This window comes from Algoriphagus sediminis, assembly GCF_030403435.1.
Lineage (GTDB): Bacteria > Bacteroidota > Bacteroidia > Cytophagales > Cyclobacteriaceae > Algoriphagus > Algoriphagus sediminis.
On sequence record NZ_JAUEPH010000004.1, the window covers coordinates 504969 to 530587 of the forward strand.

Here is a 25619-nt window from a genome sequence, read left to right on the forward strand (position 1 = left end):
AAAAGACTCCTTTTTCTGGGAGTCTTTTTCTTTTTACTCTGATTCCTATTTCTTTGCCTTTATCAATAAACACCTAAAAAAATGACATTAGAAGAGGCCGTTGCCCAAACCAAAACCTTTACCACTAAACCTTCGAATTCAGAACTTCTTAAGCTTTATGCGCTTTACAAGCAGGCAACTGAGGGGGATAATACATCAGAAAGACCAGGTGGTTTTGATTTTGTGGCTTCAGCTAAATATAATGCCTGGGAGGCCGAGAAGGGAAAAAGTAAGGAAGCCGCAAGCGATGAGTATGTAGCCTTAGTCCAAAAGCTAAGCGAAAGCTACAAATAAAAAAAGGTCTGGTTTCTACCAGACCTTTTTTTTATGCTTTATCCTGTTTTTTACTTTTTCCCGTATTTCGAACCAAAGGGTGTTCTTTTAAGCATATAACTTACGCTTCCTTCGTAGGCATCAGTCCCCGAACCAAAGGCATGTCTGGAATCGGAATACAAGTTATCTCCACGGTCATTAAATAGTCTTAAGTCGACCATGGTATCGTACTCTATTGTGGTGCTAGAGCTTGAGGAAGAAAAGGCAGTTCCTTTGGACTTTGAATTTCCAGAATCTCTTTCTTTTTTATCCTTGTATGTAGTGGCACCAGAAGAATAAGTCGTGGCTCCCTTATTTGTCACATTCACAGAACCAAAAATCACATATTCTACACCCAGTTTTTGAGCAAGTTCTGCTGGGGTAAAAGTATTCATATTATCACTCGTAATTCCCTCCTTTGACATTAAGGCGTTTGTCGTCATCGGATCCTGTAAGGTTAAGGTTTTATACTGATCACGAACCTCATTCGCTGCCTGGCTTTGGACGAAGGTCCTTAATTGATCAACTGTCAGGCCAGGATCATTGGTGATTATTGCAAATGGCAAAACTGCTATTTTATTGTGCCTTTCAGCCGAACTCCCAGCATGAATTCCATCCGCTGGGATTGTTGATTCTGCACTGGCAAAGGACTGAACTCTCCCACTGGAAAAAGTTATCTTAGAGATGTCTGTCTTTGGGATTTCATAATCGAACTCTTCACCGGGATATCGAAATTTCACAACTGTTTCAGTAATCCCTGTTACTTTTCCCTCACGATTTTCTCCCCCTTTCATTTCTACTACATCCATTTTTTCCTGTGCTTGAACAGAAAAACCATCAAAAAAGAACACAAAGGAAAAAAGTAGAGCTAAAAGAAAATTTACTTTAAGTTTCATACTAAAATCTTTAAAATCTGATTATAAGGTAAAGATTACAGATTTTCATTTCAAAAAATTATAAAATCATTGTTGAATAAAATTTCTCATTCTGTTTTTCTAGAAAAATACTGAGCAATGGCAGATCCAATTATAAGCTGCTGGATGTGATAAAGCATCACTGGAAGTAATACCAAACTTAGTACTTCAGGGTTTGGAAAGAGAATTTTTCCTATCACCACTCCATGGACCAGAGATTTTTTGGACCCACAAAAAAGTGCTGTGATTCTATCTTTTAAATCAAATCCTAAAATTCTGGAAATAATAGAAATGAGCATCCAGATGAATAAAAAGAGGGCAAGCATAAGGAATGCCACCTGAAATAAGGTGGCGGTTTTATAGGGAGAAAATACCCTTTGAGAAAACGAATCTGAGAAAGTGGTAAATACAATCATCATGATCACAGTTTGATCTATGTATTTCAACTTTTTTAAATGGGTTTGAATCAAAGGAAATATCTTCCCATGCAAAAGTGCTCCAACACAGACTGGCAAAATGACTTTATAGGTCAATTCAAAAACTGTAGGAAGCATATCTATTTCAGCACCTTCAACACCATTTCCCAAGATTCCCATCCAGGCCGGCGTAATAAATACTCCTATCAAACTTGAAACACTGGCATTAAAAATGGCTGCAGGTAAATTGCCTCCAGCCATTGAGACCATTACCACAGCGGCGCTTACGGTAGAGGGTAAAGCTGACAAGTAAGTGATCCCTAATTTAAAATCATCATCTATCCAGGGAATCCATCGAAGAATCAGGACAACTAAGGCCGGAAAAAGTAAAAAAGTAATGCTCTGAATAAGTAAATGAAGCTTCCAATTTGCCAATCCTTCCTTTAGTTGTTTAGGGTCTAGTTTTACTCCGTAAAGGAAAAACACGATTGCAATGCCAATATTAATTATTGGCTTCCACGGAAATTCACTATCGGATGAGCCTGCCGAAGGAAAAAGGTATGCCAGAAAAATTGCAGAAAACAGACCTAGTAAAAACCCATTAAAACCTACCTTTTGAAGTAATTTCAGAAGTTTATTCACGATGCCGGCAATAGTCTTTTGAAATTATCACAGAGAACCGCTGTAGCAATAGCCACGTTCAGTGACTCCGCATGACCAAAAGATGGAATCGTAACTTTCTGGCTAATCGCTTTTTCTAGATTCTCAGAAATGCCGTTGGATTCATTTCCCATCAGGATTACCCCAGACTCAATTTGCTTCATTTCATGAATGTTTTCACCGTCAAGGAAAGCTCCATAAACAGGTCTTCCCCATTTAGCCAAAGTGTCACCAAGATCTGCATAGTAAAAATGAACCCGGGTGAATGAGCCCATGCTGGACTGAATCACTTTTGGATTGTAAAAGTCGGCCGTTTGTTTGGAAAGCAGTAATTTATCAATACCATACCAGTCAGCAATCCGAATAATGGTTCCCAAATTTCCGGGATCTCTGACATCATCTAAGGCAATAACTAACTCATGATCTGTCGGTTCAAACCAAGAATTTGGCTTCATCTCAACAACGGCCAGTGCTGCATCGTTACTTCTATACTGGCCTATGCTTTCGAGTTGCTTCTGAGTAACAGGTATTACTTCAAAATTCTTTTTCTCAATTAAGGAATAATTCTTGTCCAGAAATGTGTCTGTTGCCAACAATATTTCAGTATTAAAATCAGATGATAATAATTCTAAGACGCTCTTTTCTCCTTCGACGAAGAACTTTTTATGCTCAGACCGGTATTTTTTCTGGTGTAAGGTTTTTATAAACTTAACTGTATTTTTGCTAAGCATTCTGATAGATTTCCCAACATTGAAGTTCCTCAAATATATACTTTTTATCGGTCTGGTAGCCGTGGTTTCGGCCTGCTCATTGACTAAGAATGTACAAGAGGGTGAGTATGTTTTGTATGAAAACGAGCTAGAGGGTGTTGACCTTTCAGACAAGGGCGAACTGAGTAGTCTTTACAGACAAGAGCCAAATACCAGAATTCCACTAATCAATTCTTCCATCGGGGTGAGCATTTACCGGATTGGAAATTCATTTTTTGATAGTGCTAAGGTCAGCGAAAAACTGGAAAGAGTTCAACAGGAGAAACAGGAACTTATCGATGGAGTCGACAGCCTAGACAACCTTAAAAAAGTCAGAAAGAAGGTAGATAAGAAAGATTCCAAAATTGAGCACTTAAAAGAAAAACAGGAGTTCGGAAACCTTTTGATGAGAACAGGTAATCCTGTGGTGATGCTAGACAGTTCTATCACTTCAGAAACCAGTACTCAGATTGAAAATTATTTAATAAATAATGGCTTTCTGGATGCTGAGGTCAACTATGAAGTGAAAACCAAAAAGAAAAAGGCTTATGTAAGCTATATCATCGATGAAAAAAAACCCTACCTCATCGATTCTTTTTATATCAAAAGCAGTAACGAAGACCTGAAAATTCTTCTTCAACAATACAGCGAGAATAACCTCTTGGTTCCAGGAGAGATTTATACACAAAGCAATGCGATAGCAGAGAGAAATCGTGTTGAATTACTCCTTAAAAACAATGGCTATTACACCTTTTCCAAATCCTACATAGAATACAATCTGTACATGGATACGGTAACGAAGGAATTGGACATAGAGCAGGTGATTTTGAAGCCAAGTTTCAGCAATAAACATGAGGCCTATACGATTGATTCCGTCACTTTTAAGGTTATCCCTCCAAGTGATGAGTTTGTAGACCGGGATGAAAGACGTGAGTTTGATGGAATCGATTTCAGCTTCTACAATGACCGGTATTCAGAAAGGGTTTTGGCCTCCAGGGTATTTTTTCGAGAGGGGGACCTCTACAGTAGAGAAGAATTTATTGAATCCCAAAAACAACTAAATAACCTTGACTTATTTCGCTTCACGAATATCGGTTTTGATACTTTAGGCACCAGCCTTACGGCCAAAATTTATGCACAACCAAATAAAAAATATCAGCTTACTAATCAGGTTGGTTTAAGCATAACCGAACAGCTACCCGGACCATTTTTTAATACCTCATTAAGAAATAGAAACTTTTTTCGGGCCGGAGAAATCCTGGAGTTTAATTTCCGTGCAGGTTTAGAAGGAGTTGCTTCAGCTACCGATCAGGGAGTTTACCAAAGCCGGGAAATTGGTGTATCTACTTCTGTGATTTTCCCAAGGTTCTTAATACCCTTTGCTCCGGGAGCACTTCAAAAATATGGAAAATATAATCCAAATACCCGTGTGCAATTCGGGTATAATCATACCAACCGCCCTGAATACGTAAGAAACGGTTTGAATGGTTTATTAGCTTATAATTGGGCTACAAGAAATAACCGCCAACAGTTTACAGTTAATTTCGCTGATTTAAATTACATTCGTACTCCAAGACTTGATCCAGAATTTTTAGAACTACTTGCTGACTTGGCGGAGGAAGGAAACAATCTTATCTGGTCTTTCCTTCCATCTTTTGTAAGTGCGATTTCAGCACAGTCCATCATTAATTTTAATGATTATGGGGATTTTAGAGGAAATAATGCCTCTCTGCTTCGCCTGTTTGTGGAAAGCGGTGGGACTTCTCTCAATTTTTTCGACGTGCCCAGTAATGAAGAAGACATAGAATTTGCAAATTTTCAATGGCTCAAATTTCAAGCAGATTGGAGAAGGTACTATCCAATCAATAAGAAAACCACACTTGCTTATCGTGCTAATTTTGGAATCGCCCAGCCTTACGGGATAAGTGGAGGAATACTGCCTTATGAGAAATATTTCTTTGCCGGAGGAGGTACCAGTATTCGTGCCTGGCAGGCAAGGAGATTAGGACCGGGAAGCTACTCCCCTACCACAGGAGAAAATGGCCCCTATGACTACAGAATCGAGCAACCAGCTGAAATGATCATTGAGTCGATGTTTGAGTTTCGGCGCAAGCTTATTGGCTATTTTGATCTTGCACTTTTTGTGGATATCGGAAATTCTTGGATGATCGGAGTAGATAGCTCCAGACCGGGTGCTGATTTCAGATGGAATCGCTTCTATAAGGAATTAGCGGTGGGAACAGGAATAGGTTTGCGTATGGACTTCGATTTTTTAGTGGTAAGACTTGATTTAGCAACTAAGGCCATTGACCCTGCACAGCCTGAAGGAAATCGATGGGTTCTAGATAATATTTCCTTCAAAAGGCCCTTCGGTGCACGAGGTCAAACGGTGTTGAATTTCGGTATTGGCTACCCATTCTAAAAAGTAAAATGAGAAAGACTAAAGAAGAGATCGCAGAGATATACAAACAGATGCAGGATCACATCTGTGCAGAATTGACCAAGCATGATGGTCAGGGTGAATTTCGCGAAGATGCTTGGGACCGAGCTGAAGGAGGTGGTGGGAGAACCCGGATTTTTGAAGGGGGAAAGATTATCGAGAAAGGAGGCGTGGCCTTTTCTGCTGTGGGTGGCAAAACCCCAGAAAAAATCCTGAAGAAGCTGGAGCTTTCAGAAGCGGATTTTTTTGCAACAGGTGTTTCAATTGTTTTACATCCTTTTAATCCATTCGTTCCAATCATTCATATGAATATCCGGTACTTTGAGATGGATAATGGGATTCATTGGTTCGGTGGAGGAATCGACCTGACTCCCCATTATGTTTTTCCAGAGGAAGCGAAGCATTTTCATACTGAAGTGAAAAAGGTATGTGATTCTTTTGATCCGGATTGCTATGAGAAGTATAAGAAGTGGGCGGATGATTATTTTTTCTTACGGCATCGCCAAGAAACTCGGGGCGTTGGAGGGATATTTTACGATCGACTTAGTGCGAAATCAGATCTCGAGTTTGAAAATATTTTGGAATTTAGCCTTAACATAGGGAGACTTTTTCCTGATATCTATGGATATTTCATGAAGAAAAATCACGGAAGAAACTTTGGGGAAAAAGAAAAAGAATGGCAAAATCTTCGCCGTGGAAGATATGTGGAATTCAACTTAGTCTGGGATGCAGGAACCAAATTCGGTCTTGACACCAATGGGAGGACTGAAAGTATTTTGATGAGTATGCCTCCGGTGGCGAATTGGCAATATATGCATGAACCAAAACCGAATTCGGAGGAGAAAAAGACCCTAAACCTTCTGAAGAAGGATATTGACTGGATAAATTTTTCGAATGATAGAGCAACTGAAAAATATTGATGAATCTCTATTCCTTTTTCTAAACGGAATTAGAGCTGATTGGATGGACCCCGTAATGTTTCAGTTGACTCAAACCGTCACCTGGCTTCCATTTTATGCTATTTTGATTTTCTTCATTTATCGTCAGGATCCTAAGAATAGTTGGTGGGTATTTGCTGGGGTAGCCTTTTCAATTTTACTCTCAGACCAATTGACAAGTGGTCTGATGAAGCCGTTTTTTGAGAGACTTAGACCATGTCATGATGAACGATGGGAAGGGCAAATCCACAACTATGGGCGTTGTGGAGGACTCTATGGATTCGTCTCTAGTCATGCCGCAAACACTTTTGCGGTAGCTACTTTTCTCAATCTGAAAATGAAAGGAAAGCTCAGGTATCTGCCATGGCTCTTTCTATGGGCCCTAGTTGTATCCTATACCCGAATTTATTTGGGAGTTCATTACCCTTTTGATGTGTTATTGGGGGCATCCATTGGAGCCACCATTGGTTTTATCGTCTGGTTTCTAATTGTTTTTATCCGCAGGGAAATTTTGAAACAAGTATTAAGATGAAAGCCTATTTCTATTTTTTTATTTCGGTTTTCTTTGGGCTTAACACACTTTTGACGCCAACCATTCTTTATGCTCAGGATACTCATCATTGGAGCCAGCAGTTTGGGACCAGAGCAGCTTTGCTCGGTGGAGCAGTACTTACCGATACTTTGGATAATGCAGGAGTATATTACAACCCCGGAAATTTAGCCTTTCTCGACACTAGTTCTATTTCCATCAATGCCAACCTTTATGGTCTTGAAAATATAACCATTGAAAATGCTTTGGGTGAAAGGGAAGATTTTCGCGGCTTGCAATTTAATACGATACCTCTCTTAATAAGTGGTACGATTAGGAATAAAAGTCCTTGGAATTTAAGCTATGCCCTGATCACCCCTGTAAGTTTTCAATTTAATGGAGTGGCCCGATTGGAGCGTGATTTTGACCTTATCGATGATCAGGAAAGTCCAGGACTTGAAGAGCTAGTATCAGAAACATCACTCACCACCTCTGTTCAAGAAACCACTGTAATCTTGGGAATAGGCAGAAAAATAAAACCTAATCTTGGTTTTGGGATCAGTTTATTGAATACTTACCGTTCCGTAAATTTCAACTACAGGTTCAATGCAAAGACTTTTAGCAATACAGAGAATGAATTTCTTGTCTCCCGAGCACAAAATGAAATTGTAAACTACTGGGCTTTACGAACCGCCTTAAAGATTGGGCTGAATTATCAAAAAGAAGGCTGGGGTTTGGCAGCTGCGGTACAATCTCCAGGAATAGACTGGATGGGATCAGGCACAGTGGCAGAAGACATCACGATCACAAACCTTATAGTTAGGGAAGGTGGAGACAGAATCACTGCTTTCGGATCAGATCGACAGGAAAAATTAAAAACAACCTATAAATCCCCTTTCCAAATTAGTATTGGAGCACATAAAAAATTCCATAGAAGTATACTGAGTATCAACCTCACACAGTTCGGCCAAATAAACCCATACAGGGTGATTAGTGTAGAACCTAATGAATTTTTTAGGCCCACATTTCCAGAACTTGAAGGCCAGGGATCACAAGACTATCTAAATGTAGAAACGGCCATGAAACCCGTAACAAATGTAGCCATAGGCTACGAAGGTTTTATTGGTCAATCCTTTAAACTTTTGGGAAGCTTCCGAACTGACTTCTCTTACTTTGATTCAAGTCCGGTAAGAGGCGAACAAATAGTTACTGAAATAACCCAATGGGATATTTTTCATGTCAGTGCCGGGACCGTTTGGGAAAAAGAAAGAAGTAGCCTAACTCTTGGTCTAGTATACAGCTTTGGGTCCACTGATGACTATATTCAGGAAAATAGCTTCTCGAATTCTAATCCTAATCCACCTCTAGAAGGAGCATTAGCTATTACCAGAGCAGGGTACTCAAATTTCGGGCTTCTTATTGGATATTCTTTCAGGTTTCAGAAGTTCAATTAGAGGAGCATACTACGCTTATATATATAATTTTTTTATATTCCGTGGTAAATTTTTAATAATTGCCCTATGAGAAAACTTCTACTGTTATGGTTATTTTTTCTTGCAACTGCTTTCCTAAAGCTTGAAGCTCAGGTTCAAAAAATTAACCTTAATATCATTCAAAGAGAGATTAACGGTGGCCTCCCAATACCCGCTGAGGAACAATTCACCGTCACTGGAGCAGTTCCAGAAAAAATTGAGATGGTTAAACTGACACTTTTTCCTTCTAAAAAATCTTCGAAAAATTCTTACAACTATTTCTGGAAGGCTCCTTTTGGATATAAGGATGAAGAATTTCAGGTTTTTGTGGAAGAACCTTTAAGATCTAATGACGCCTATGAGCTAGAGTTTAGGTTTTATCAGAGGGCCGGAAAGGAAGAGGTGGAAGAAATGGGAAATCTCGTGTTCCAAAATATAAAAACTTACCTTAGTACCATTACGACAGTGAAAAAAGGAGGGGTTCAGTTCTCTGAGAGTATCCCAAATATTATGTCCAGAATGCAGAGCATTGTAGAAGCAGGTGCATTTTATTTTGAATTGCCAAATGGCCAACCTTTTCCGGGTTTTAGTGATCTAACTCGAACTAAACTTGAGCAGCACAAGGATCTAAAAATGGGGAAAGCCAAATTTAATGCAACTGGGTTGAGCGAAAATGACAATGCCAGAGCTGTCTTTGCTGCAAATTACCTGGATGAGGTTTATGCAATCATCGAATCAGAATTAAAGCAATACTTCAGCCCAAACATGTTGGTGATGGTAGATGAAATGATTTTCAAAAACTACAAAACTGAAAACCGACCCAATGTAATCCCCTTGAATTTAGGGTATGGAGCTATTTCATTGAATCAAAACATCCCTGAACAGGAATTTGTAGCCAGTCCTTATGTAGGAATCTCTTTTCCTCTAGGAAATAGAGTGTTCACTAAATTTATGAGCAATCTTTCGATTTCCTCTGGAGTCTTTATAAGAGGTAATATGGAAAATGCTTTGGGAGAAAGAGTTTCTGGTCCTATTGTAGACAGGCCGATTTATATTGGTCTGGGTTATAGTTTTTTTAGAGTAATCCGATTAAACGCCGGTGGTACGTTTACTACAACCGAGAAACTAGATGGTTCCAGCCTCAATGGGTTTAACCCATTTATTGGAGTTAGTGCGGAGTTTAATATTTGGTTGGGATTTGGAAAAAAGAGATAAAATGAAACGATTAGTAGCAATTATCTTTCTCTCCGTAATCTGCACAACTGCATCTGCACAACTTTATGGAAATAAATGGAGGTTCGGTGTAAGTACAGGAGTAACAAATTATTTCGGAGACATTCGACCTTTAAAAGTGAATAATTTCGGGAATTTTACCCGACTTTATAAAAGGTATGATACCTATTCAGAACAGCTTTCCTATCAGATTTCTATGGAATATGCTCTGGGTAAATCTGTAGGGCTGATGCTCACTGTAGGTACTTATCAATTTGGTGCAGGAGACCGTTTTGTCCAAAATGATGGAAACCTTTTTGTGGAAGGTTTGAACTTTGAAAGAGCGCTTAACTTCCAAACTGACATTTATGATACCGGACTATCATTTGTTTTTAAACCTGACAATGATTGGCTACTAGGTGGAAAATCAATAATTGCCCCCTATTTTACCCTTGGATTTGGTGTCCAAAACTTTGATGTAAATGGAGATCTGCTGGACGAGAACGGCAATCGCTATGATTATACGAATATGAACACCATCCCCGATGGGACTTTTGAAACCAACTTAAGGGATTTAAGAACTGAAGATCACGATGGATATAGGCAAACTACACTTTATGCCAATCTTGGTTTGGGTTTCAGAATAAGGTTGAGCAGAAGCTTGGAGATTTTTGCTCAAACAGATTTTAAAAGGGCTGGCACAGATTATCTGGATGATATTTCAGGACAGTACAGAACAAGTTATGACAATGATTTCCAAGCCTATGCAGCAAAACCTGGAACTAACGTAGTGACGCCAGAAAATCCATGGAGAGGATTTGAAAATCAAAGAGTGGATTGGTATATATATCACGGGATTGGAATCAAATTTAGCTTTGGGGCCAATAAAGAAACCTTTAATCCCCCGGTAGTTACCCAGAGATATACCTATGAACCATCTGAAAGTGACCTTCTAAAGCTCGAAAACCAAAGGCTGCAATTGGAACCGAAAGAGCCTGACCAGACAAATTATATCACTGTAATTCAGCTACCTGAAAAAAGAGCTTTATTAGATTCAGCAAGACAAATTTCAAGAACAGAACTCGATTCTGCCCAGATGGTCGAGCTCGAGGTGCTAAGGGATTCAGTTCAATTGGATTCAGCATCCTTGGCAAGAAGTCTCATTGAATTAAATAATGAGTCTGAAGATTTTGATGAAATCAGAAGGCTCGCTGAATCAGATGGCACTACTTCTGTTGAAGTAAGAAATACCCGCCTTCAAAGCATTGCAAATCAGCAGGCAAGTTTACAAACCCGTATAGATTCACTGGAAAGTCTCCAATCTGGTAATCAATTCACTCTTGATTCCATAAATCAAACACTTTCATTTCAATCTGCAATGGCCAGCCAAGATACTACATCCATGGCCGAGGAGTTTAACGAAATTCTAATTTACCCGGGCCAAGTGACCAGAGTACTCTATAGTCAGGAACAGGCTACTCAGGTAAATCTAGACTCTGCTCAGGCAGTATCAAATTACGAATCAAGAACTGATATGATGAGTAGGGAACAGTTCGACGAAGAATTGGAAAAATTCAGAGAAGATATGCTTCAAGCTCAGGCTACCAGAGATTCTGCCATGATGATGGCCTTTGCTGCTAAGCTTGAAAGTCAACCTTTAGCTGAAAGTACTGCAGAAACAGAACCCCAAGAAATCGTGCTCACCCAGGAAGGAATCGATGAGGAAACGAGGAAGAAAATTGAAAAGAATAATGAGAAGGCAAGAAAGGCTGAAGAAAAGGCTGCGAGGCGGCAGGAGAAACTCGATGAGAAAAACAATGAGCTTTTGAAAGATGCCCTACTCGTCGGTGGTACTGCAGCAGCTACTGCGGCCATAACAAGTGGAGGAAATGATAAAGCTCCTGCGGACAGCACTCTTTATCAACCTGACTCACTTTTACTAGCTAGAATCGAACAAGATTCGCTATTAATTGATAGCCTCAGGAATGTGCCACGTGTAGTGGACACTGTTCTTATTGAGAAGACAAATCCTCTACTATTGAAAAGTAGTAAAGTCGAGATTTATTTTGGGATAAATGAAACCACTCTCTCTGAGGAGGAGAAACAAAAGCTTGAACCAATCGCAACTTATCTCGCAGAAAACCCTGATAGCAAGCTCGAGTTGATTGGATTTGCTGATAATACAGGTACATTTGAATACAATCTAATGATCAGTAACCAAAGAGTGGAAGCTGTTTACCGATTCCTTAATCAAGAGTTTGGAATTGAAACGGACCGTATGGTAAAAGAAGTAGGAGGATTAATTATGAGGGGTTCCAAGCAATCTATGGGGCAAGATCGAAGGGTAGAAATTAGACTTTATCAGGAATAAAAAATGAAAGCAAAAGAATTAATTCTAGCACTAAGTGTATTTTTAGTGTTATGGTCTTGTACTTCAAATGAAGAAGTAAGTCAAACTGAACCAAACAGGCAAGAGTATCTTACTTCTTGGAATGAAGGTCCTGCTAAGCAATCGATTGTTGATTTTGTAGAAGCCGTAACCACAGAAGGGAGCCCCGAATATGTGTCGCCTGAAGACAGGATTGCTACATTCGATAACGATGGAAATCTTTGGTCAGAGCAGCCCTTCTACTTTCAGCTCCAGTTTGGTCTGGATCAAGTGAAAAAAATGGCTGGTGATCATCCTGAGTGGATGCAAGATGAAACTTTGAAGGCCGCTGCTGAAGGTGATTTAGAAAAAGTGCTTTCTGCGGGAGAAGAAGGATTGCTTAAAATTATTGGGGCTTCCCACTCAGGAATGACCGCAGAGGAGTTTGCACTTTCTGTTAATTCGTGGATAAATTCGGCCAGACATCCTAAAACAGGGCTTTTATATAAAGAGATGGTTTATCAGCCTATGCTTGAGGTTTTGGAATATCTTAGAGCCCATGATTTCAAAACGTTCATTGTTTCCGGTGGAGGTATTGATTTTATGCGCCCCTGGACTAATGAAGTATACGGGATTCCTCCTGAGCAGGTGGTTGGTAGTTCTCTAAAAGCTGAATTCAAGGAGGTTGATGGGAAATATGTGATTATGAAGGTACCCGAACTTAATTTTATTGATGACAAAGCAGGTAAACCAGTGGGAATTCATCAGCATATTGGAAAGCGACCAATTGCCGCATTCGGAAATTCGGATGGAGATTTACAAATGTTACAATATTCTTCGGGTACAAATGGAAGATCATTCCAAATGTATATCCACCACACAGATTCTGTGAGGGAATGGGCATATGATAGAGAATCTCATATCGGTCAGCTTGATAAGGGTTTAGATGAAGCCAAGGAAAAGGGATGGACAGTGGTGGACATGTCAAAAGATTGGAAAGTGATATACCCATCTGAAATGAAATAAGACTGTAAAACTTTCCTTTATGCAAAAACTCGTAAGGCCATGGCTTTTTTTCATTTTACTCCTTTTTACATTTCAATCAATTTGCTCTGGACAGGGCGGCCAAAAAGTATTTAATGAAACTCATAACCGCTACTTTGACAGCCTAAAAAAGGCCGATTATCCCTATGCACTACCAATTTTAGGAAAGGGAGCATACAAGCGAGGTTATGATTTGCCCTATGCCTACGGTCTGAGTGCCATTTATTTTACCCAAAGGCAGGAAATTAATATAACTAGTACTCAGGTAGGGCTCAATGGTGGTGAACTAATTGATGTGAGCCAACTGATACGTTTTGGTCCTACCATAGCCACCACAAACGCAGTAACAATAAGACCGGATATCTGGGTTTTACCCTTTTTAAATGTCTATGGAATCATAGGCGGAGGGACTACCCAAACTGATGTAAATCTTGTAGCACCTGCAGAGTTCAGTACCTCACAAAGATTTAATGCGGAAAGTTTTGGTCTCGGTGCTACCTTAACAGGAGCCGTAGGACCTGTGTGGATAGCCTGGGACAACAATTACAACTTTGTGGATGTGGATGTGGTGGTGGAGCCTGTGCCTGCTTTTAACAGTAGTTTGAGAGTCGGTTTGAGTTTTCCTGATTACAAAAAACCTGATAGGTCATTACAGATTTGGACAGGAACTTTTTATCAAATCATTCAAAGCGACACCAGAGGAAGTCTACCCGTCACCGAAATATTTCCAAATTTCGGAGAAGGATTGGTGTTTGACAGGCTTTATGAATGGGCCGATCAGCTTCCTCCTCCACAGCGCTTAATTGCGAGACAGATCATAGGAGAATTAGAAAAAGCCGCAGAAAATATTCCCACGGATAGTGAAATTGATTACCTGATACAGAAAGAAGTGGCAGCTCCGTTTAATTTGATATTTGGAGCTCAATATCAATTCAATAAAAACTGGATGCTACGCACTGAAATGGGAGTATTTGGGAAAAGAAGCCAGTTCCTATTGAACCTCAATTGGAGATTTCCAGGGTTTAAAAGCACCAGATAGCTTTTCATAAAAGCGTCATAATTCTAATAAAAGATGCAAAGGCGACTTTATTTGATTGTTATTGATTGAAGCGATAACCTATATTTGAGAAGTTAAAAAACACTACAATGAAAAAGATATTATTTTCCTTAGTACTCATTTTTGCGGCCAATGAAACATTTGGACAAGAAGTAAGATTGAATACTTACGCCGGATATGTTTTTAAGAATAGGGTTGACTCTTATTTTTCAAATAGCTCTTATTACGACGGAACCATTCAAGATGGTTTCAGGTGGGGTGCGGGAATTGAATATCTCATCCCGCAAAAAGGTGCGGTAGAACTACAATACCTAAGGCAAGATACCAATGCTCCCACTACTTATCGTGATGGTGGAATCCTAAATGGTGAAATCCAGTTTACTGATTTTGATTTAGCGATTAATTGGATTTTTGTAAATGGCACCAAATATTTTCCTGTAAATGAGGTTGTCGAACCATTCGCTGGAGGGGGAATAGGTATGGCGATATTTGGTCTTGACAATCCAGACAATGGACGGAGCAGCAGTGCGACCAAACTAGCATGGAATATTAAAGGTGGAAGTAATTTCTGGCTTGCGGACAATGTAGCCCTTCGCGTACAAGCCTCGCTGATGTCAGCGGTACAATCTGTTGGAGGTGGTTTTTACTTTGGTACAGGTGGTTCCGGCGCCGGATTGAGTACCTATTCTAGCATGTATCAGTTTGCTTTTGAAGGAGGAATAGTCTTTAGAATACCCCAAGGACAATAAGCTTATTTAAACTTAGCCCCAGTTGACTTCAACTGGGGCTTTTCTTTTTCAGGCTTATAGTTTTAGCTTTAAAAGCTGTACAAAATAACTATGCCGAGATTATTTTCCCTCATAGCGATATTTCTGCTTGTGAACCTGTTCGCCCTGGCTCAGGATAAGGGGCTAGAAACCGACAGTTTACGTTTAGCCAAAATCAGACATACTTCTAAAGGCTTTGTATTCACCACCTATGACGGCAATTACGAATTGCAAATAGCAGCTCGATTACAGTTTCGATTCGCCACGCCAGATGATCAAAATCCTTTAAATTTTGATGATTTCACTAACCAGAACACCAGATTATTTAAGATTAATCGCTCAAGGCTCAAAATAGGTGGACATGCCTTTCAGCCTTGGTTAAAATATTTCCTCGAATATGAGCTCGGACAGGGAAACCTGCTTGATTTCAGGGTTATGGTTGAAAAAGTTCCTTGGCTTAAATTCAAAGCAGGGCAATGGAAGGTAGAATTTACACGAGAACGTTTCATCAGCTCAGGAAATCAACAGCTTGTAGATAGATCTTTGATCAACCGGGCATTTACTGTAGACAGACAGCAGGGAGTAACTTTATATGGAAATATTGATGCCGGAGGAATTGCCAATTTTAACTATTGGACCGCAATTCTCACAGGTACTGGTCGAGGTGCAACAACAAATGATGACAATAAGCTCATGTATTTCGGTAGAGTCCAATGGAACTTCCTTGGAAGAGAAGTTCCCTTTTCAGGAGGAGATTTAGATTTTTCACCGGCTAGTGGTTTGATTGCATTTGCAGCTGTAACTAACACAAGTCCATACACCAGGTTTTCTCAAGAAGGCGGTGGAGCACTCGAGGGATTCGAAGATGGACTTCCTGGACAATACACTATCAACCAATACCAAATAGAAACCGCCTTTTATCTAAGGGGCTTTTCATGGTCAAGTGAATTTCACCGAAAGCATATTATTGACAATCTAAGCACAGGCACTACCACGCTAGGTGGGTATTACATTCAAGCGGGTCTATTCCCATTTACCATTTCAAATTTCTTCCCAAAGAAACTAGAAATTGCCTCAAGATTCGCCAGATACAGGCCAGACCTTAACATTGAGGAAAACAATCAAACAGAAGTTGCTTTTGCAGTGAATTGGTTCTTCAATGGCCACAAAAACAAATTAACCGCAGAAATTACTAGGTTTACCTTTCAGGATCTGGAATTACCTCAAAGTGATGAGACTAGATTACGAATCCAATATGATGTTTCATTCTGATGAAAAAGCTCTTAATTTTTATAGTATTATTTTCTTACACTCAGTTTACTCATGCTCAGGACACTGTCAGGTATGAGCCAAACAAAATCAATAATTTCAGAATAGTACCACTTCCGGCCATTGGATCAAATCCCGCCAATGGCTGGCTTTTTGGTGTTGCTCCATCAGCCACATGGAGAATGGGTGATCCCAAAACCACACACCTTTCTAACCTTGTTGGAAACTTTCTTTATACCACCAAAAGGCAGTGGATTTTCAGCTCAAGGAGTAATGTTTTCTTGAATGAGGACAAATGGATTCTTGTGGGTGATTGGAGGTATTTTATCACATCCCAACCGACCTTTGGATTAGGCAGCAGTACACCCAATGAGATAATGGAGAACCCAAATCAACCTGGGGTTTATTGGGGAGAGCAGCAAATGGACTTCTCTTGGGTGAGATTCTATGAAACCATTTTAAAAAGATTGGGAGATTCCAAATTTTACCTTGGGGTGGGATATCATCTCGATATATTCTCAAAGGTGGATAACTTCGTTGGGGAAGAAATTCCAGCTGAATTCGAATTCATTCATGATGCCTATAATCAGTCAAAAGGTTTTGATCTCGAAAAATATACCATCTCAGGAATCACTCTAAATGCAGTGATGGAAAATAGAGATGTGGCGGTATCTCCGTACGAAAAGAGTTTTGCCCTTATTTCTTTTAAAATCAATCCCTCATTTTTAGGTTCTGACCAATCATCCTCCACCCTACTTTTAGATTACAGGCATTACTTTCCATTGAACCCAAAAAGAAAGCGACATCTTATCGGAATCTGGGGACTGGGAAATTTTCTGGTTAGCGGTCAACTACCTTATATGGGATTGCCATCGATCGGGTATGATATGTTTGGGCGCTCTGGACGTGGATATGCACAGGGCCGTTTCAGAGGTGAATCCATGGTCTATTCGGAGGTTGAATACAGATTCCCTTTACAAAGAACCAAGGATACATTCGGGGGAACTGTATTTGTAAATGCAGCCTCATTTTCAAATAGAGACTTCAACGAGTCACTTTTCAACCAGTTAAACCCAGGATACGGAATCGGTCTCAGAGTTATGATAAACAAAGAGAACCGAACCACCATTACAGCTGACTATGGCTTTGGCCAAAAAGGAAATTCCGGCTTCTACCTCAACATCAACGAATCTTTTTAAAGAATAAGAACTTTAAAAAGTTGGTACATAAGAGATTTTTTAGCTAGAGCCAATTAATTCAATCATTATATCTTATAACTTTATCATCGAATTTTAAAATCAATTAAATCATGAAGAAGCTTTTTACTTTTACTGCCTGTATTTTTCTTGGAATAGGGGCAAGCTTTGCGCAGCAAAGTCTGGATGATGAAATTACCTTGATCCAAAGTGCCTTTGGAATGGACAAAAAAATGATTGTAGATGCTTATATGGATTTGCCAGAAAGTGTCGCCTCAGGTTTTTGGGAGGTATACCAAAATTATGAAACTCAACGTCAGTTGCTCTCAAGGGATCGAATAAAAATCATTAATGATTATATAGAAGGATACGATCAAATAGGAGAAGAAAAGGCTAATGAATTGGCGACCAGAACACTTAGAAATGACTTGGCATTGAGTAAGCTTCATTCGAAGTATTACAAAAAATTTAAAAAAGTGACTTCAGCAAAGGATGCGGCTAAATTCCTACAAATTGACACCTACATTCACAATACCATAAGGAATGCCATCCAGCAGGAGCTTCCATTTATTGACGAATTCAATTAATATAAACCAATAAGTATGAAAACTATTTACCGACTATTCGTACTCGGCCTTTTTACCTGGACGATTATATCATGTGTCCCAAATGGTGCAGAGTACGTAGATGAACTTGATATCGTCTATACAAATCATGATCAAACTTATGATTTCCAATCAAAGGGCACCTTTGCCCTTCCAGACAAAGTAATCAAAATTGACTTTGAAAACGCTCCAGATGATCCAGATTGGGAACCTGAGTTCGTTGACCCAGTTTACGCAAATGCTATCCTCGAGACTACTCGGACAAACATGCGAAACCTGGGATATACCGAAGTGGATAAAAGTGCAAACCCTGACCTTATTATTCTTGCCTCTGCCTTACAAACCGATCAAATTTTTTATTACTATGATTGGTGGTACTGGCAGTGGTGGTATCCAGGATGGGGTCCAGGATGGGGCTGGTGGTATCCAGGGTACTACCCACCACAGGTAGGACGTATCCGTACTGGCTCTGTCTTTTTACAGATGACCGACCCTAACAATCAGTCCCCAACGGATAAAATCCCTGTGGTTTGGTCAGGAGTGATAAATGGTCTTTTTGAAGGAAGCGATAATTCCATCAATCAGCGAATTACTACTACAATTAATCAAGCATTCGATCAGTCACCATATCTAGCCAAATAAGTCATGAAAAAGCAACTAATTGTATTTGCCATAATTTGTATGACCCTGGCCGGAACAGCTCAGGCTCAACAATCTATTTTCTCGCTAAACTATGCTATTAGTGTACCTTTAGGTAATACTTCCAATTATATAGATCAGACCAGTGGAAGAGGTTTTATTCTTGAATATCAAAAATTCATCAATAAGAATTGGGCCATAGGTGGAGAGTTTGGTCATGCCACATTTTACAAACGAGAAGAAAATAAGGTCTATACTGAAGGCTCAGCTTCGCTTTCAGGTATTCAGTACAGATACCAATATGAATGGCCAATTTTTCTAACCGCCAATTACTATGTACTCACTGGAGATAAAATCAGACCCTATTTTGGTCTAGGTGTGGGTACAATCGCACATGACAGAAGGATTGACATGGGGATCTTCACCGATCAGAACACCCATTGGCAATTCGCTATTCGGCCAGAAGTAGGTTTGTTATACAAGCCTACATACAATACTGGATTTAAATTAGGGGTGAAGTATTATAATTCCTTCGAATCATCTGACCTGGCGGGGCAGTCAAACCTTGGAATAAATGTAGGGATTGTATTTATGAATTAATTCTTTGCAATTAAAATTCAAGACCAGCCGAATAGGATCAATGAAATCATTGATCCTATTCGGTTTTTTTTCTTAGAGTTTTTTAACTGAGCATAGCTATCAGATCAAAAAAATGTAGATACTGCATTATTTTTGTTAGCAAATTGCTGCGGTTGTTTGACAGTCTCGGTTAATTATTAACTTGAGGAGGTTTTAATTCAGTTTTACACTAAGTATGGTAAAAAAATATCTTGTTGCACTTGCTATTGCGGTATTTGCCGCTGCATGTGGGTCTACGGAGAAGCTAAGTGACCAGTATTCGGGATTTGATCTAGGTAACTATAAAAACTATGATTTTTTTGAAATCACTGGACCTGAAAATCCAGAACCTGGATTTGAAGAAAATATTAAATTCCTTGAATCAGAGATTTCAGAAGCGTTGGCATCCAGGGGACTAAGTCAATCCAGCGATAAACCAGAGCTCAAACTAAATTTAGGCATCGTTGTAGAAGATAAAGTTCAAACCAGAACCACCAGTTTAGCTACCGATCCATTTATGTATAGTGGACAACGGTCCTATACTTGGGAAAGTAGAGAAGTACCAGTGAACACTTATAAAGAAGGAACTCTGACCATGCATATAGTAGATGCTGCAACAAATACAGTGGTTTGGGCAGGGACTGCCTCGAGAGTTTTACCAAAGAAAAATGAAAAGAAGCAGAAAGCCGCTCAAGAGGCAGTGGCTGAGCTTTTCGAACAAATAGACAATTAAATTTTCCTAAAAATCAAATGAAAAAAACTAATCTATTCTTAATTGCGATAATTCTTTTTGCAATCGCATCTTGTTCTCCAAGTACAAAAATTTTAGGTTCTTGGACTTCACCAAGTACACCTACAGAGGGTTATAGTAGCCTTTTTGTGACTGCAATCACTGAAAACATCGTTAATCGGAGTGTAATTGAAAACGATCTCGACGCCATTTTGAATGCAAGAGATGTGGAGGCGCAGAGTAGTTTTGATATAATCCCAGCAGGATATAAAGCTAGTGAGGGGGACAAAGAAAGAATACTTTCTGAGATAAAATCCACAGGGGCAGAAGCAGTTCTAACTGTCGCATTACTTGATCAAACCTCTGAAACTCGATATGTTCCAGGAACGACCATGTACTCGCCTATGGGTTACGGTGGTTACTATGGAAGGTTCTACGGCTATTATTCATATTATAATCCAGTCATGTATGATCCAGGATACTACACTACAGACAAGAATTTCTACATTGAAATCAACCTCTATGATGTAAATACCGAAGAATTGGTTTGGTCGGCACAGTCTGAAACAACCAATCCCTCTTCCATAGAGTCATTTTCAGCTGCATTCTCCGAAATCGTTGTAGGTCAAATGCTTAAAGATGGGGTGATTGTGAAATAAGTCACTCACATCGAATAAAAAAAGCCATCCTGAAAAGATCAGGATGGCTTTTTTTATGCCGCATTTCTTGCGGCATTTATAATCCCAAACATACTCCGCAAAATTAGCTTTTGCATGATCTTATCCTGCTTTCCGCTTTCCAGCATTTTTTGAATGGCAAATTGCTGGATCGTAATTAGGGGAAGTACAATTTTCTCACGGATCTCAATAGACCTGGCACTGACCTGATTATCGGCCATTAGCTTCTCTTCACCTGTTACATCTAGAAGCATATCAATGGAAAGCTCATATTCATCAAACATCATCTTCCAAAATTTACCATACTCCTTACTCTTTGCGAGGTAAGATGTGGCTTGATAAAAGCATTTTTTTAATGACTGCATGGAATTTCCCAAAAGAGCTCTAAAGAAAAGACTATCGCTATAAAGCTCTTGTACCTCACTTAATCTTCCCTCTTTTTCTAATTCCTGAATTGCTGTTCCTACTCCATAGAACCCAGGAATATTTTGCTTCATTTGAGCCCATGACCCAACAAATGGGATAGCTCGAAGATCTTCAAACTTCAACCCTTCCCCCTTACCTCTTTTGAGGGGACGGGAACCGATGTTGGTCATTCCAAAGAATTTAAGCGGTGTCACATACTCCAGGTATGGAACGAACTTTGGGTCATTTTTGAAATCTTTATAATGCTCATAAGCTTTATCCGCGAGCTCCTGAATCAATTTTCTTTGCTTCTCATTCAAGTTTCTTTCTTCATCAGAGTAGAGATGATTCTCCATTCCAGCGCTAAGGAGCTGTTCATAATTGTAAATACATGCCACCCGCTTACCGTAGTTCGATGAAATCGTTTGACCCTGAATAGTCACCTGTATTTCGGCATTTTCTACCTGATTGCCCATGGAGGCGTAGAAATTATGCATATTTCCACCACCCCGTGCAGGAGGCCCTCCTCTCCCATCAAAAAACACCACTTCAATTCCATATTGCCTTGATACCCTAGTTAATTCTTCCTTGGCTCGAAGTATGGACCAATTTGCAGTCAGATATCCTCCATCTTTGGTTCCATCTGAGAACCCGAGCATGATGGTTTGCTTATTTTTTCGCTTGGTCAAATGATCCTTATAGGGATCAAACTCATAGAGAAAGCGCATGATTTCAGGTGCCGCTTCCAGATCATCTATGGTCTCAAAAAGAGGAACTATATCCAAGGGTAATGGCGCGGCCTCCTTTGCCAGAATTAGTCGATTGAGTTGGAAAACTTCTAAAATATGCTTTGCCGACTGGCTATTCGAGATTATGTATCGATGCAAAACATCTTCCCCATTCCTATTCTGAACCTCTGCAATACTTTGAATAGATTTCAACATTTCCACATGAAATTCATCCTGAAAATCTTCTACTGCAGGAAGTGCCTTAAGGCTAAAAATCTGCTCAATCTGCTGTTCCTCTGTCTCTCCCCACTCCATACCGAGGAGTGAAAAGGCTTCATTCCAAAGGGAATCATGCTTACGACTATCTTGCCGCATGTCCATATGCGCAAAATGAAACCCGAAAATTCTGACTTTCAAAATAAACTCATCCAGAATCTCCAGAAACAAACCATTATGATGTTCAACGAGAACTTTTCGGGCTGAAAGAAGATCCTCAAGCAATTGCTCCTTTGAGGTATAAACCTCAGCCTCCTCGAAAAGAGTACTGTAAATTCCCTTTTCAATCTTGGTGACTATTTCAGCGACATGCTGGAAGGTTAGCCTCCTTCGAATGATTCGCATGTCTCGGTAATAACACCTTAAAATCCACTTTTTAAGTCTCTCTGCAACCTGTATGGTGGTTTCATGAGTTACAAATGGATTGCCATCTCTATCCCCTCCCGGCCAAAACCCAATTTTCAACAGACCTGGATTTTCCCACAAATGAAGAGGTTGGTCCAACTGAGTCAAAAGACGGGTCATGATATCTGAAATGCTTTGATAAAAAACATTTTCCAAGTACCAGATCAAACTCACCGCTTCTGAGTAGGGAGTAGGTTTTTTTCTATTGATAAAAGGGGTTTTACCTAACTGCTGAAGATAAAGGTCAATACTCCCCAAATCATCTCTTCTGATGGCATGTTCCAGGTCCGTTATAATACTCAGGACGTTTCCCGGATAAAATTGGGTCGGGTGGGCAGTCAGTGTCAATCGCACAGAGAAAGATTTTAGTTTTTCAATGAGCTCATCCCTCTTTTTATCGTTATCCACCCGATTTATAAGTGCTTTTATTGAACCCTTTCCATTGAGGTCATTGATTTTTTCATAGGCAGAATCTTCGATGGAATCAAAAAGAACCACTTGTCTTTCCACATATTGAATCATCTGAAAGAGTAATTGATACCTTTCTTCTTCGGAATTATTTGGCATTAATTCATCAAAAAATACGGATAGGATTTCTTTTGGGCTTTGGCCTTTTTCAAAACCCTCTTCACAATGTGTTCCCAAAATAGGTAAAAGTGTTCCTGTCCGGTAAATGTCATCAAAAGGAAGGTCCAAAAATAAACTATTGTAAATAGTAAATCTTTTGGCTACTTCTGTATCATAAGTTTTTATCATCAGCTCAAAATGTTTCAAAGTTTAAATTAGCTATTTTTCTTTTTAATCTTTTGATCGTTACCAATTCTGCAAAAATGAAGTCACATTTATCCTTTTTTGTTAATTAAATTCTGATTTCCTTCAGCCAGATATTCTAATTTCACAAAATGAAAATACCATCTTGCATTATCGCAATCCTCATCTTTTTAAGCGCATGCGATAAACCAATCACAAAAAATATGGAAAAGGAAGAATCCCCTAACTACACATTTTTGGTAGGAACCTATCCTGAAAATCCATCCCAAGGAATTTGCAAGCTTTACTTTTCACCCGGATCTAACATTTTGGAAGTCTCTCTTTTGAAAGACTCGATAAGCAATCCTTCATTCATTTTGGCAAACAAGGCAAATAACAGAGCCTTCTCAGTAGAAGAGGTAGCTTCAGAACAGGGAGGAAATGTTGTAATGTTTGAGATGGGCACTTCATTTCAAACCCTGAGCAGTGATCCGACTTTTGGAGATCATCCATGCTACTTAGCCCTTTCTCCGGATGAGAAATGGCTTGTCGTTGGAAACTATTCCGGGGGGAATTTTAGCCTTTTTTCCATCAGCCCTGACTCTCTGACCCATATCCAGACAGTTTCACATTCGGGAGAAAGCGTGAATAAAGCAAGACAGGAATCAGCTCATGTTCACAGCACAGTTTTTTCTCCGGATGGCTCTTATTTGATGGTTATGGATTTAGGAACGGATAAGGTATACCAATATCAATTCGATCCGTTAAATGACAGCCCCTTAAGCTTAACCCAAGAAATAGAAATGACTCCTGGAGATGGGCCCAGGCATGGTGTTTTCTCACCATCCGGAAATGAATTTGCGATTCTTCAGGAGCTATCGGGTTTTGTAAATATTTACTCTTTCGATGATGGTAAGATGGTACTGAGACAAAGGGAAAGCATTGTGGATGAAAACTTTACCGGAGAGCATGGAGCTGCAGAAATTCGTTACTCGCCTGACGGCCAAAATATTTACACGTCGAATCGTGGAGACGATAATTCCATTGCAGTTTTTAGGAGGGATTCAAATGGAAATTTCAAAAGAATTCAGATAGTAGAATCGGGAGGAATCAAACCTAGAAATTTCATTGTGACTTCAGATGGAAAATACCTGCTCTCAGCTCATGAAACCAGTAATGACATCGTCGTTTTTGAAAGAAACCCAGAATCGGGTGAGTTACTTCAAACTGATCTCAAAACAGAGGTGAATAGTCCTGTATACCTGTTTGAAATTTCAGGCAATTAAAAAGGGTTTTCCCATCCTAACTCTTGGCGATACCTTAATTTTCCACCGGATATATCAAGTGGTGAACGAAGATTATTATGGTACAATTGACCAGTTCCTAAGCCTTGAGGAATTTTAGGGTGAAAGGAAGATGTCAATTGAGCGATGGCATTCAGCCCAATGTTGCTTTCAAGAGCAGAGGTCATCCACCATCCAATGTTTCGACTTTCAGCTTCAGCTATCCACTGTCTGGTCTGAAAAATTCCTCCAACCAAAGTAGGCTTAAGAATTATATATTGAGGATTAATTTCATCCAGAAGCTGGGCTTTGTCTTTGGAACCAATCAGTTCCTCATCCAAGGCGATGGCAACCGGCGTATTTTCACAAAGCTTTGACATTTCACTTATTTGGCCTGTCATAATTGGCTGCTCAATGCTATGGAGATCAAATTTCGCTAATTGCTCAAGCTTGCTTAAGGCATCATCAGGAGAGAACGCCCCATTGGCGTCTACCCTTAAGGTAATCTCTGAAGCATCAAATCTCTCGCGAATAAAACCCAGCAATTTCAGCTCCTGCTGAAAATCAATTGCTCCAATTTTCATTTTTATGCAAGTGAATCCTTGACCCAATTTTTCCTTGATTTGTTTCAGCATAAAATCCTCAGACCCCATCCAAATGAGTCCATTTATCGGAATTTCTTTGGAATGCTCGAATAGGTCATTCTCCATATATTTTCTGACTCCACCATTGATGGAATCTAGAACTACCATCTCTACTCCGAAACGTATACTTGGAAGATCATTAGGAATTAAATCTTGAATCAGATTCAGTACTTCAACTTCATCGGCGGGCCAAACTATTTCTGAAATACGTTCCAAATATCCATTGAGAATTTGCTCAAAATCAGACCTGAAATCTATACTCAAACCAATTAATGGTGCAGCCTCACCCCAACCAAATATACCCGTTTTGGGATTGTATGCTTTTATCCAATAAACATCCCTCTCCCTCAAAACTCCCCTTGAAGTCCCGGCATCAAATGTGAACTTTAAGGTTCTCTTCTTATACGAAAACTCCAGCACAGAATTTTGACTCATGATTGTAAATGGTTTTTAGGCTGATCCATCCTTGAGGGATAT

23 protein-coding genes are annotated in these 25619 nt (G+C 39.6%); 18 read left to right on the forward strand and 5 right to left on the reverse strand.

All coding sequences use genetic code 11. The features are described from left to right. The first annotated feature begins 81 nt into the window (after positions 1 to 81). On the forward strand, positions 82 to 333 hold the full coding sequence (locus QVH07_RS11530) for an acyl-CoA-binding protein (protein WP_290000514.1): 252 nt from the start codon (positions 82 to 84) through the stop codon (positions 331 to 333). 50 nt (positions 334 to 383) lie between these two features. Here QVH07_RS11530 and QVH07_RS11535 read toward each other — a convergent pair whose 3' ends face one another. From QVH07_RS11535 to QVH07_RS11545, 3 genes are all read right to left on the reverse strand, one after another. Then, positions 384 to 1247 carry a hypothetical protein gene (locus tag QVH07_RS11535; protein WP_290000515.1) on the reverse strand — a complete coding sequence of 288 codons (864 nt, stop codon included), beginning with the start codon at positions 1245 to 1247 and terminating at the stop codon, positions 384 to 386. A gap of 86 nt (positions 1248 to 1333) precedes the next feature. Continuing rightward, positions 1334 to 2323 carry a bile acid:sodium symporter family protein gene (locus QVH07_RS11540; protein ID WP_290000516.1) on the reverse strand — a complete coding sequence of 330 codons (990 nt, stop codon included), beginning with the start codon at positions 2321 to 2323 and terminating at the stop codon, positions 1334 to 1336. Beyond that, on the reverse strand, positions 2320 to 3072 hold the full coding sequence (locus QVH07_RS11545; RefSeq protein WP_290000517.1) for a TrmH family RNA methyltransferase: 753 nt from the start codon (positions 3070 to 3072) through the stop codon (positions 2320 to 2322). The genes QVH07_RS11540 and QVH07_RS11545 overlap by 4 nt, the downstream gene beginning before the upstream one ends. Between QVH07_RS11545 and tamL the strand changes: the two genes are divergently transcribed. The 16 genes from tamL to QVH07_RS11625 all read left to right on the forward strand — a co-directional run bounded on the left by tamL (position 3062) and on the right by QVH07_RS11625 (position 20633). After that, positions 3062 to 5512: a translocation and assembly module lipoprotein TamL gene (gene tamL, locus QVH07_RS11550; RefSeq protein ID WP_290000518.1), complete on the forward strand. Its 2451-nt coding sequence runs from the start codon at positions 3062 to 3064 to the stop codon at positions 5510 to 5512. The genes QVH07_RS11545 and tamL overlap by 11 nt on opposite strands. 8 nt (positions 5513 to 5520) lie before the next feature. Then, positions 5521 to 6450, forward strand: a complete 930-nt coding sequence (hemF, locus tag QVH07_RS11555) for an oxygen-dependent coproporphyrinogen oxidase (protein ID WP_290000519.1) — start codon at positions 5521 to 5523, stop codon at positions 6448 to 6450. Beyond that, positions 6425 to 7000 carry a phosphatase PAP2 family protein gene (locus QVH07_RS11560; RefSeq protein WP_290000522.1) on the forward strand — a complete coding sequence of 192 codons (576 nt, stop codon included), beginning with the start codon at positions 6425 to 6427 and terminating at the stop codon, positions 6998 to 7000. The genes hemF and QVH07_RS11560 overlap by 26 nt, the downstream gene beginning before the upstream one ends. After that, positions 6997 to 8451, forward strand: a complete 1455-nt coding sequence (locus tag QVH07_RS11565) for a hypothetical protein (RefSeq protein ID WP_290000525.1) — start codon at positions 6997 to 6999, stop codon at positions 8449 to 8451. The genes QVH07_RS11560 and QVH07_RS11565 overlap by 4 nt, the downstream gene beginning before the upstream one ends. A 66-nt stretch (positions 8452 to 8517) precedes the next feature. After that, positions 8518 to 9684 (forward strand): hypothetical protein, encoded by a 1167-nt coding sequence (locus tag QVH07_RS11570; RefSeq protein WP_290000527.1) that lies wholly within the window; start codon positions 8518 to 8520, stop codon positions 9682 to 9684. 1 nt (position 9685) lies between these two features. Next, a complete protein-coding gene (locus tag QVH07_RS11575) occupies positions 9686 to 12052 on the forward strand; it encodes an OmpA family protein (RefSeq protein ID WP_290000528.1) in 2367 nt (788 codons plus the stop codon). Positions 12053 to 12055: 3 nt separating this feature from the next. Next, positions 12056 to 13075 (forward strand): HAD family hydrolase, encoded by a 1020-nt coding sequence (locus QVH07_RS11580; RefSeq protein WP_290000530.1) that lies wholly within the window; start codon positions 12056 to 12058, stop codon positions 13073 to 13075. A gap of 19 nt (positions 13076 to 13094) precedes the next feature. After that, positions 13095 to 14132: a hypothetical protein gene (locus QVH07_RS11585; RefSeq protein WP_290000532.1), complete on the forward strand. Its 1038-nt coding sequence runs from the start codon at positions 13095 to 13097 to the stop codon at positions 14130 to 14132. A gap of 107 nt (positions 14133 to 14239) precedes the next feature. Beyond that, positions 14240 to 14899, forward strand: coding sequence for a porin family protein (locus QVH07_RS11590; protein ID WP_290000533.1), 660 nt, complete (start codon positions 14240 to 14242; stop codon positions 14897 to 14899). 90 nt (positions 14900 to 14989) lie between these two features. Beyond that, positions 14990 to 16189, forward strand: coding sequence for a porin (locus tag QVH07_RS11595; protein WP_290000535.1), 1200 nt, complete (start codon positions 14990 to 14992; stop codon positions 16187 to 16189). Next, complete coding sequence (locus QVH07_RS11600) at positions 16189 to 17385, forward strand: BamA/TamA family outer membrane protein (RefSeq protein ID WP_290000537.1); 1197 nt, start codon at positions 16189 to 16191, stop codon at positions 17383 to 17385. The genes QVH07_RS11595 and QVH07_RS11600 overlap by 1 nt, the downstream gene beginning before the upstream one ends. A 110-nt stretch (positions 17386 to 17495) precedes the next feature. Continuing rightward, positions 17496 to 17969 carry a hypothetical protein gene (locus QVH07_RS11605; RefSeq protein WP_290000539.1) on the forward strand — a complete coding sequence of 158 codons (474 nt, stop codon included), beginning with the start codon at positions 17496 to 17498 and terminating at the stop codon, positions 17967 to 17969. 15 nt (positions 17970 to 17984) lie between these two features. Next, the gene (locus QVH07_RS11610; protein ID WP_290000541.1) at positions 17985 to 18629 is read left to right on the forward strand and encodes a DUF4136 domain-containing protein; all 645 of its coding nucleotides are present in this window, start codon (positions 17985 to 17987) and stop codon (positions 18627 to 18629) included. Positions 18630 to 18632: 3 nt separating this feature from the next. Further along, positions 18633 to 19226: an outer membrane beta-barrel protein gene (locus QVH07_RS11615; RefSeq protein ID WP_290000543.1), complete on the forward strand. Its 594-nt coding sequence runs from the start codon at positions 18633 to 18635 to the stop codon at positions 19224 to 19226. Between the two features lie 214 nt (positions 19227 to 19440). Then, positions 19441 to 19977 (forward strand): DUF4136 domain-containing protein, encoded by a 537-nt coding sequence (locus QVH07_RS11620; protein WP_290000545.1) that lies wholly within the window; start codon positions 19441 to 19443, stop codon positions 19975 to 19977. Between the two features lie 17 nt (positions 19978 to 19994). Continuing rightward, positions 19995 to 20633, forward strand: a complete 639-nt coding sequence (locus QVH07_RS11625) for a hypothetical protein (RefSeq protein WP_290000547.1) — start codon at positions 19995 to 19997, stop codon at positions 20631 to 20633. Between the two features lie 53 nt (positions 20634 to 20686). Here QVH07_RS11625 and QVH07_RS11630 read toward each other — a convergent pair whose 3' ends face one another. After that, positions 20687 to 23221 carry a phosphoenolpyruvate carboxylase gene (locus tag QVH07_RS11630; RefSeq protein ID WP_290000549.1) on the reverse strand — a complete coding sequence of 845 codons (2535 nt, stop codon included), beginning with the start codon at positions 23219 to 23221 and terminating at the stop codon, positions 20687 to 20689. 218 nt (positions 23222 to 23439) lie between these two features. On the opposite strand from QVH07_RS11630, the gene QVH07_RS11635 reads away from it, so the two are divergent. Next, positions 23440 to 24501, forward strand: a complete 1062-nt coding sequence (locus QVH07_RS11635) for a lactonase family protein (RefSeq protein ID WP_290000550.1) — start codon at positions 23440 to 23442, stop codon at positions 24499 to 24501. On the opposite strand, the gene menC is transcribed toward QVH07_RS11635, so the two are convergent. Further along, positions 24498 to 25577, reverse strand: coding sequence for an o-succinylbenzoate synthase (gene menC, locus QVH07_RS11640; protein ID WP_290000552.1), 1080 nt, complete (start codon positions 25575 to 25577; stop codon positions 24498 to 24500). The two genes, QVH07_RS11635 and menC, sit on opposite strands and share 4 nt — an antisense overlap. Positions 25578 to 25619 lie beyond the last annotated feature (42 nt).

What these genes read in the sequence shown, in the direction of transcription:
- QVH07_RS11530 (WP_290000514.1), top strand. Translation starts at nt 82, where the DNA reads ATGACATTAGAAGAGGCCGTTGCCCAAACCAAAACCTTTACCACTAAA.
- QVH07_RS11535 (WP_290000515.1), bottom strand. Translation starts at nt 1,247, where the DNA reads ATGAAACTTAAAGTAAATTTTCTTTTAGCTCTACTTTTTTCCTTTGTG.
- QVH07_RS11545 (WP_290000517.1), bottom strand. Translation starts at nt 3,072, where the DNA reads ATGCTTAGCAAAAATACAGTTAAGTTTATAAAAACCTTACACCAGAAA.
- QVH07_RS11570 (WP_290000527.1), top strand. Translation starts at nt 8,518, where the DNA reads ATGAGAAAACTTCTACTGTTATGGTTATTTTTTCTTGCAACTGCTTTC.
- QVH07_RS11565 (WP_290000525.1), top strand. Translation starts at nt 6,997, where the DNA reads ATGAAAGCCTATTTCTATTTTTTTATTTCGGTTTTCTTTGGGCTTAAC.
- QVH07_RS11610 (WP_290000541.1), top strand. Translation starts at nt 17,985, where the DNA reads ATGAAAACTATTTACCGACTATTCGTACTCGGCCTTTTTACCTGGACG.
- hemF (WP_290000519.1), top strand. Translation starts at nt 5,521, where the DNA reads ATGAGAAAGACTAAAGAAGAGATCGCAGAGATATACAAACAGATGCAG.
- menC (WP_290000552.1), bottom strand. Translation starts at nt 25,577, where the DNA reads ATGAGTCAAAATTCTGTGCTGGAGTTTTCGTATAAGAAGAGAACCTTA.
- QVH07_RS11580 (WP_290000530.1), top strand. Translation starts at nt 12,056, where the DNA reads ATGAAAGCAAAAGAATTAATTCTAGCACTAAGTGTATTTTTAGTGTTA.
- QVH07_RS11595 (WP_290000535.1), top strand. Translation starts at nt 14,990, where the DNA reads ATGCCGAGATTATTTTCCCTCATAGCGATATTTCTGCTTGTGAACCTG.
- QVH07_RS11615 (WP_290000543.1), top strand. Translation starts at nt 18,633, where the DNA reads ATGAAAAAGCAACTAATTGTATTTGCCATAATTTGTATGACCCTGGCC.
- QVH07_RS11605 (WP_290000539.1), top strand. Translation starts at nt 17,496, where the DNA reads ATGAAGAAGCTTTTTACTTTTACTGCCTGTATTTTTCTTGGAATAGGG.
- QVH07_RS11620 (WP_290000545.1), top strand. Translation starts at nt 19,441, where the DNA reads ATGGTAAAAAAATATCTTGTTGCACTTGCTATTGCGGTATTTGCCGCT.
- QVH07_RS11635 (WP_290000550.1), top strand. Translation starts at nt 23,440, where the DNA reads ATGGAAAAGGAAGAATCCCCTAACTACACATTTTTGGTAGGAACCTAT.
- QVH07_RS11575 (WP_290000528.1), top strand. Translation starts at nt 9,686, where the DNA reads ATGAAACGATTAGTAGCAATTATCTTTCTCTCCGTAATCTGCACAACT.
- QVH07_RS11560 (WP_290000522.1), top strand. Translation starts at nt 6,425, where the DNA reads ATGATAGAGCAACTGAAAAATATTGATGAATCTCTATTCCTTTTTCTA.
- QVH07_RS11625 (WP_290000547.1), top strand. Translation starts at nt 19,995, where the DNA reads ATGAAAAAAACTAATCTATTCTTAATTGCGATAATTCTTTTTGCAATC.
- QVH07_RS11600 (WP_290000537.1), top strand. Translation starts at nt 16,189, where the DNA reads ATGAAAAAGCTCTTAATTTTTATAGTATTATTTTCTTACACTCAGTTT.
- QVH07_RS11590 (WP_290000533.1), top strand. Translation starts at nt 14,240, where the DNA reads ATGAAAAAGATATTATTTTCCTTAGTACTCATTTTTGCGGCCAATGAA.
- QVH07_RS11585 (WP_290000532.1), top strand. Translation starts at nt 13,095, where the DNA reads ATGCAAAAACTCGTAAGGCCATGGCTTTTTTTCATTTTACTCCTTTTT.
- QVH07_RS11630 (WP_290000549.1), bottom strand. Translation starts at nt 23,221, where the DNA reads ATGATAAAAACTTATGATACAGAAGTAGCCAAAAGATTTACTATTTAC.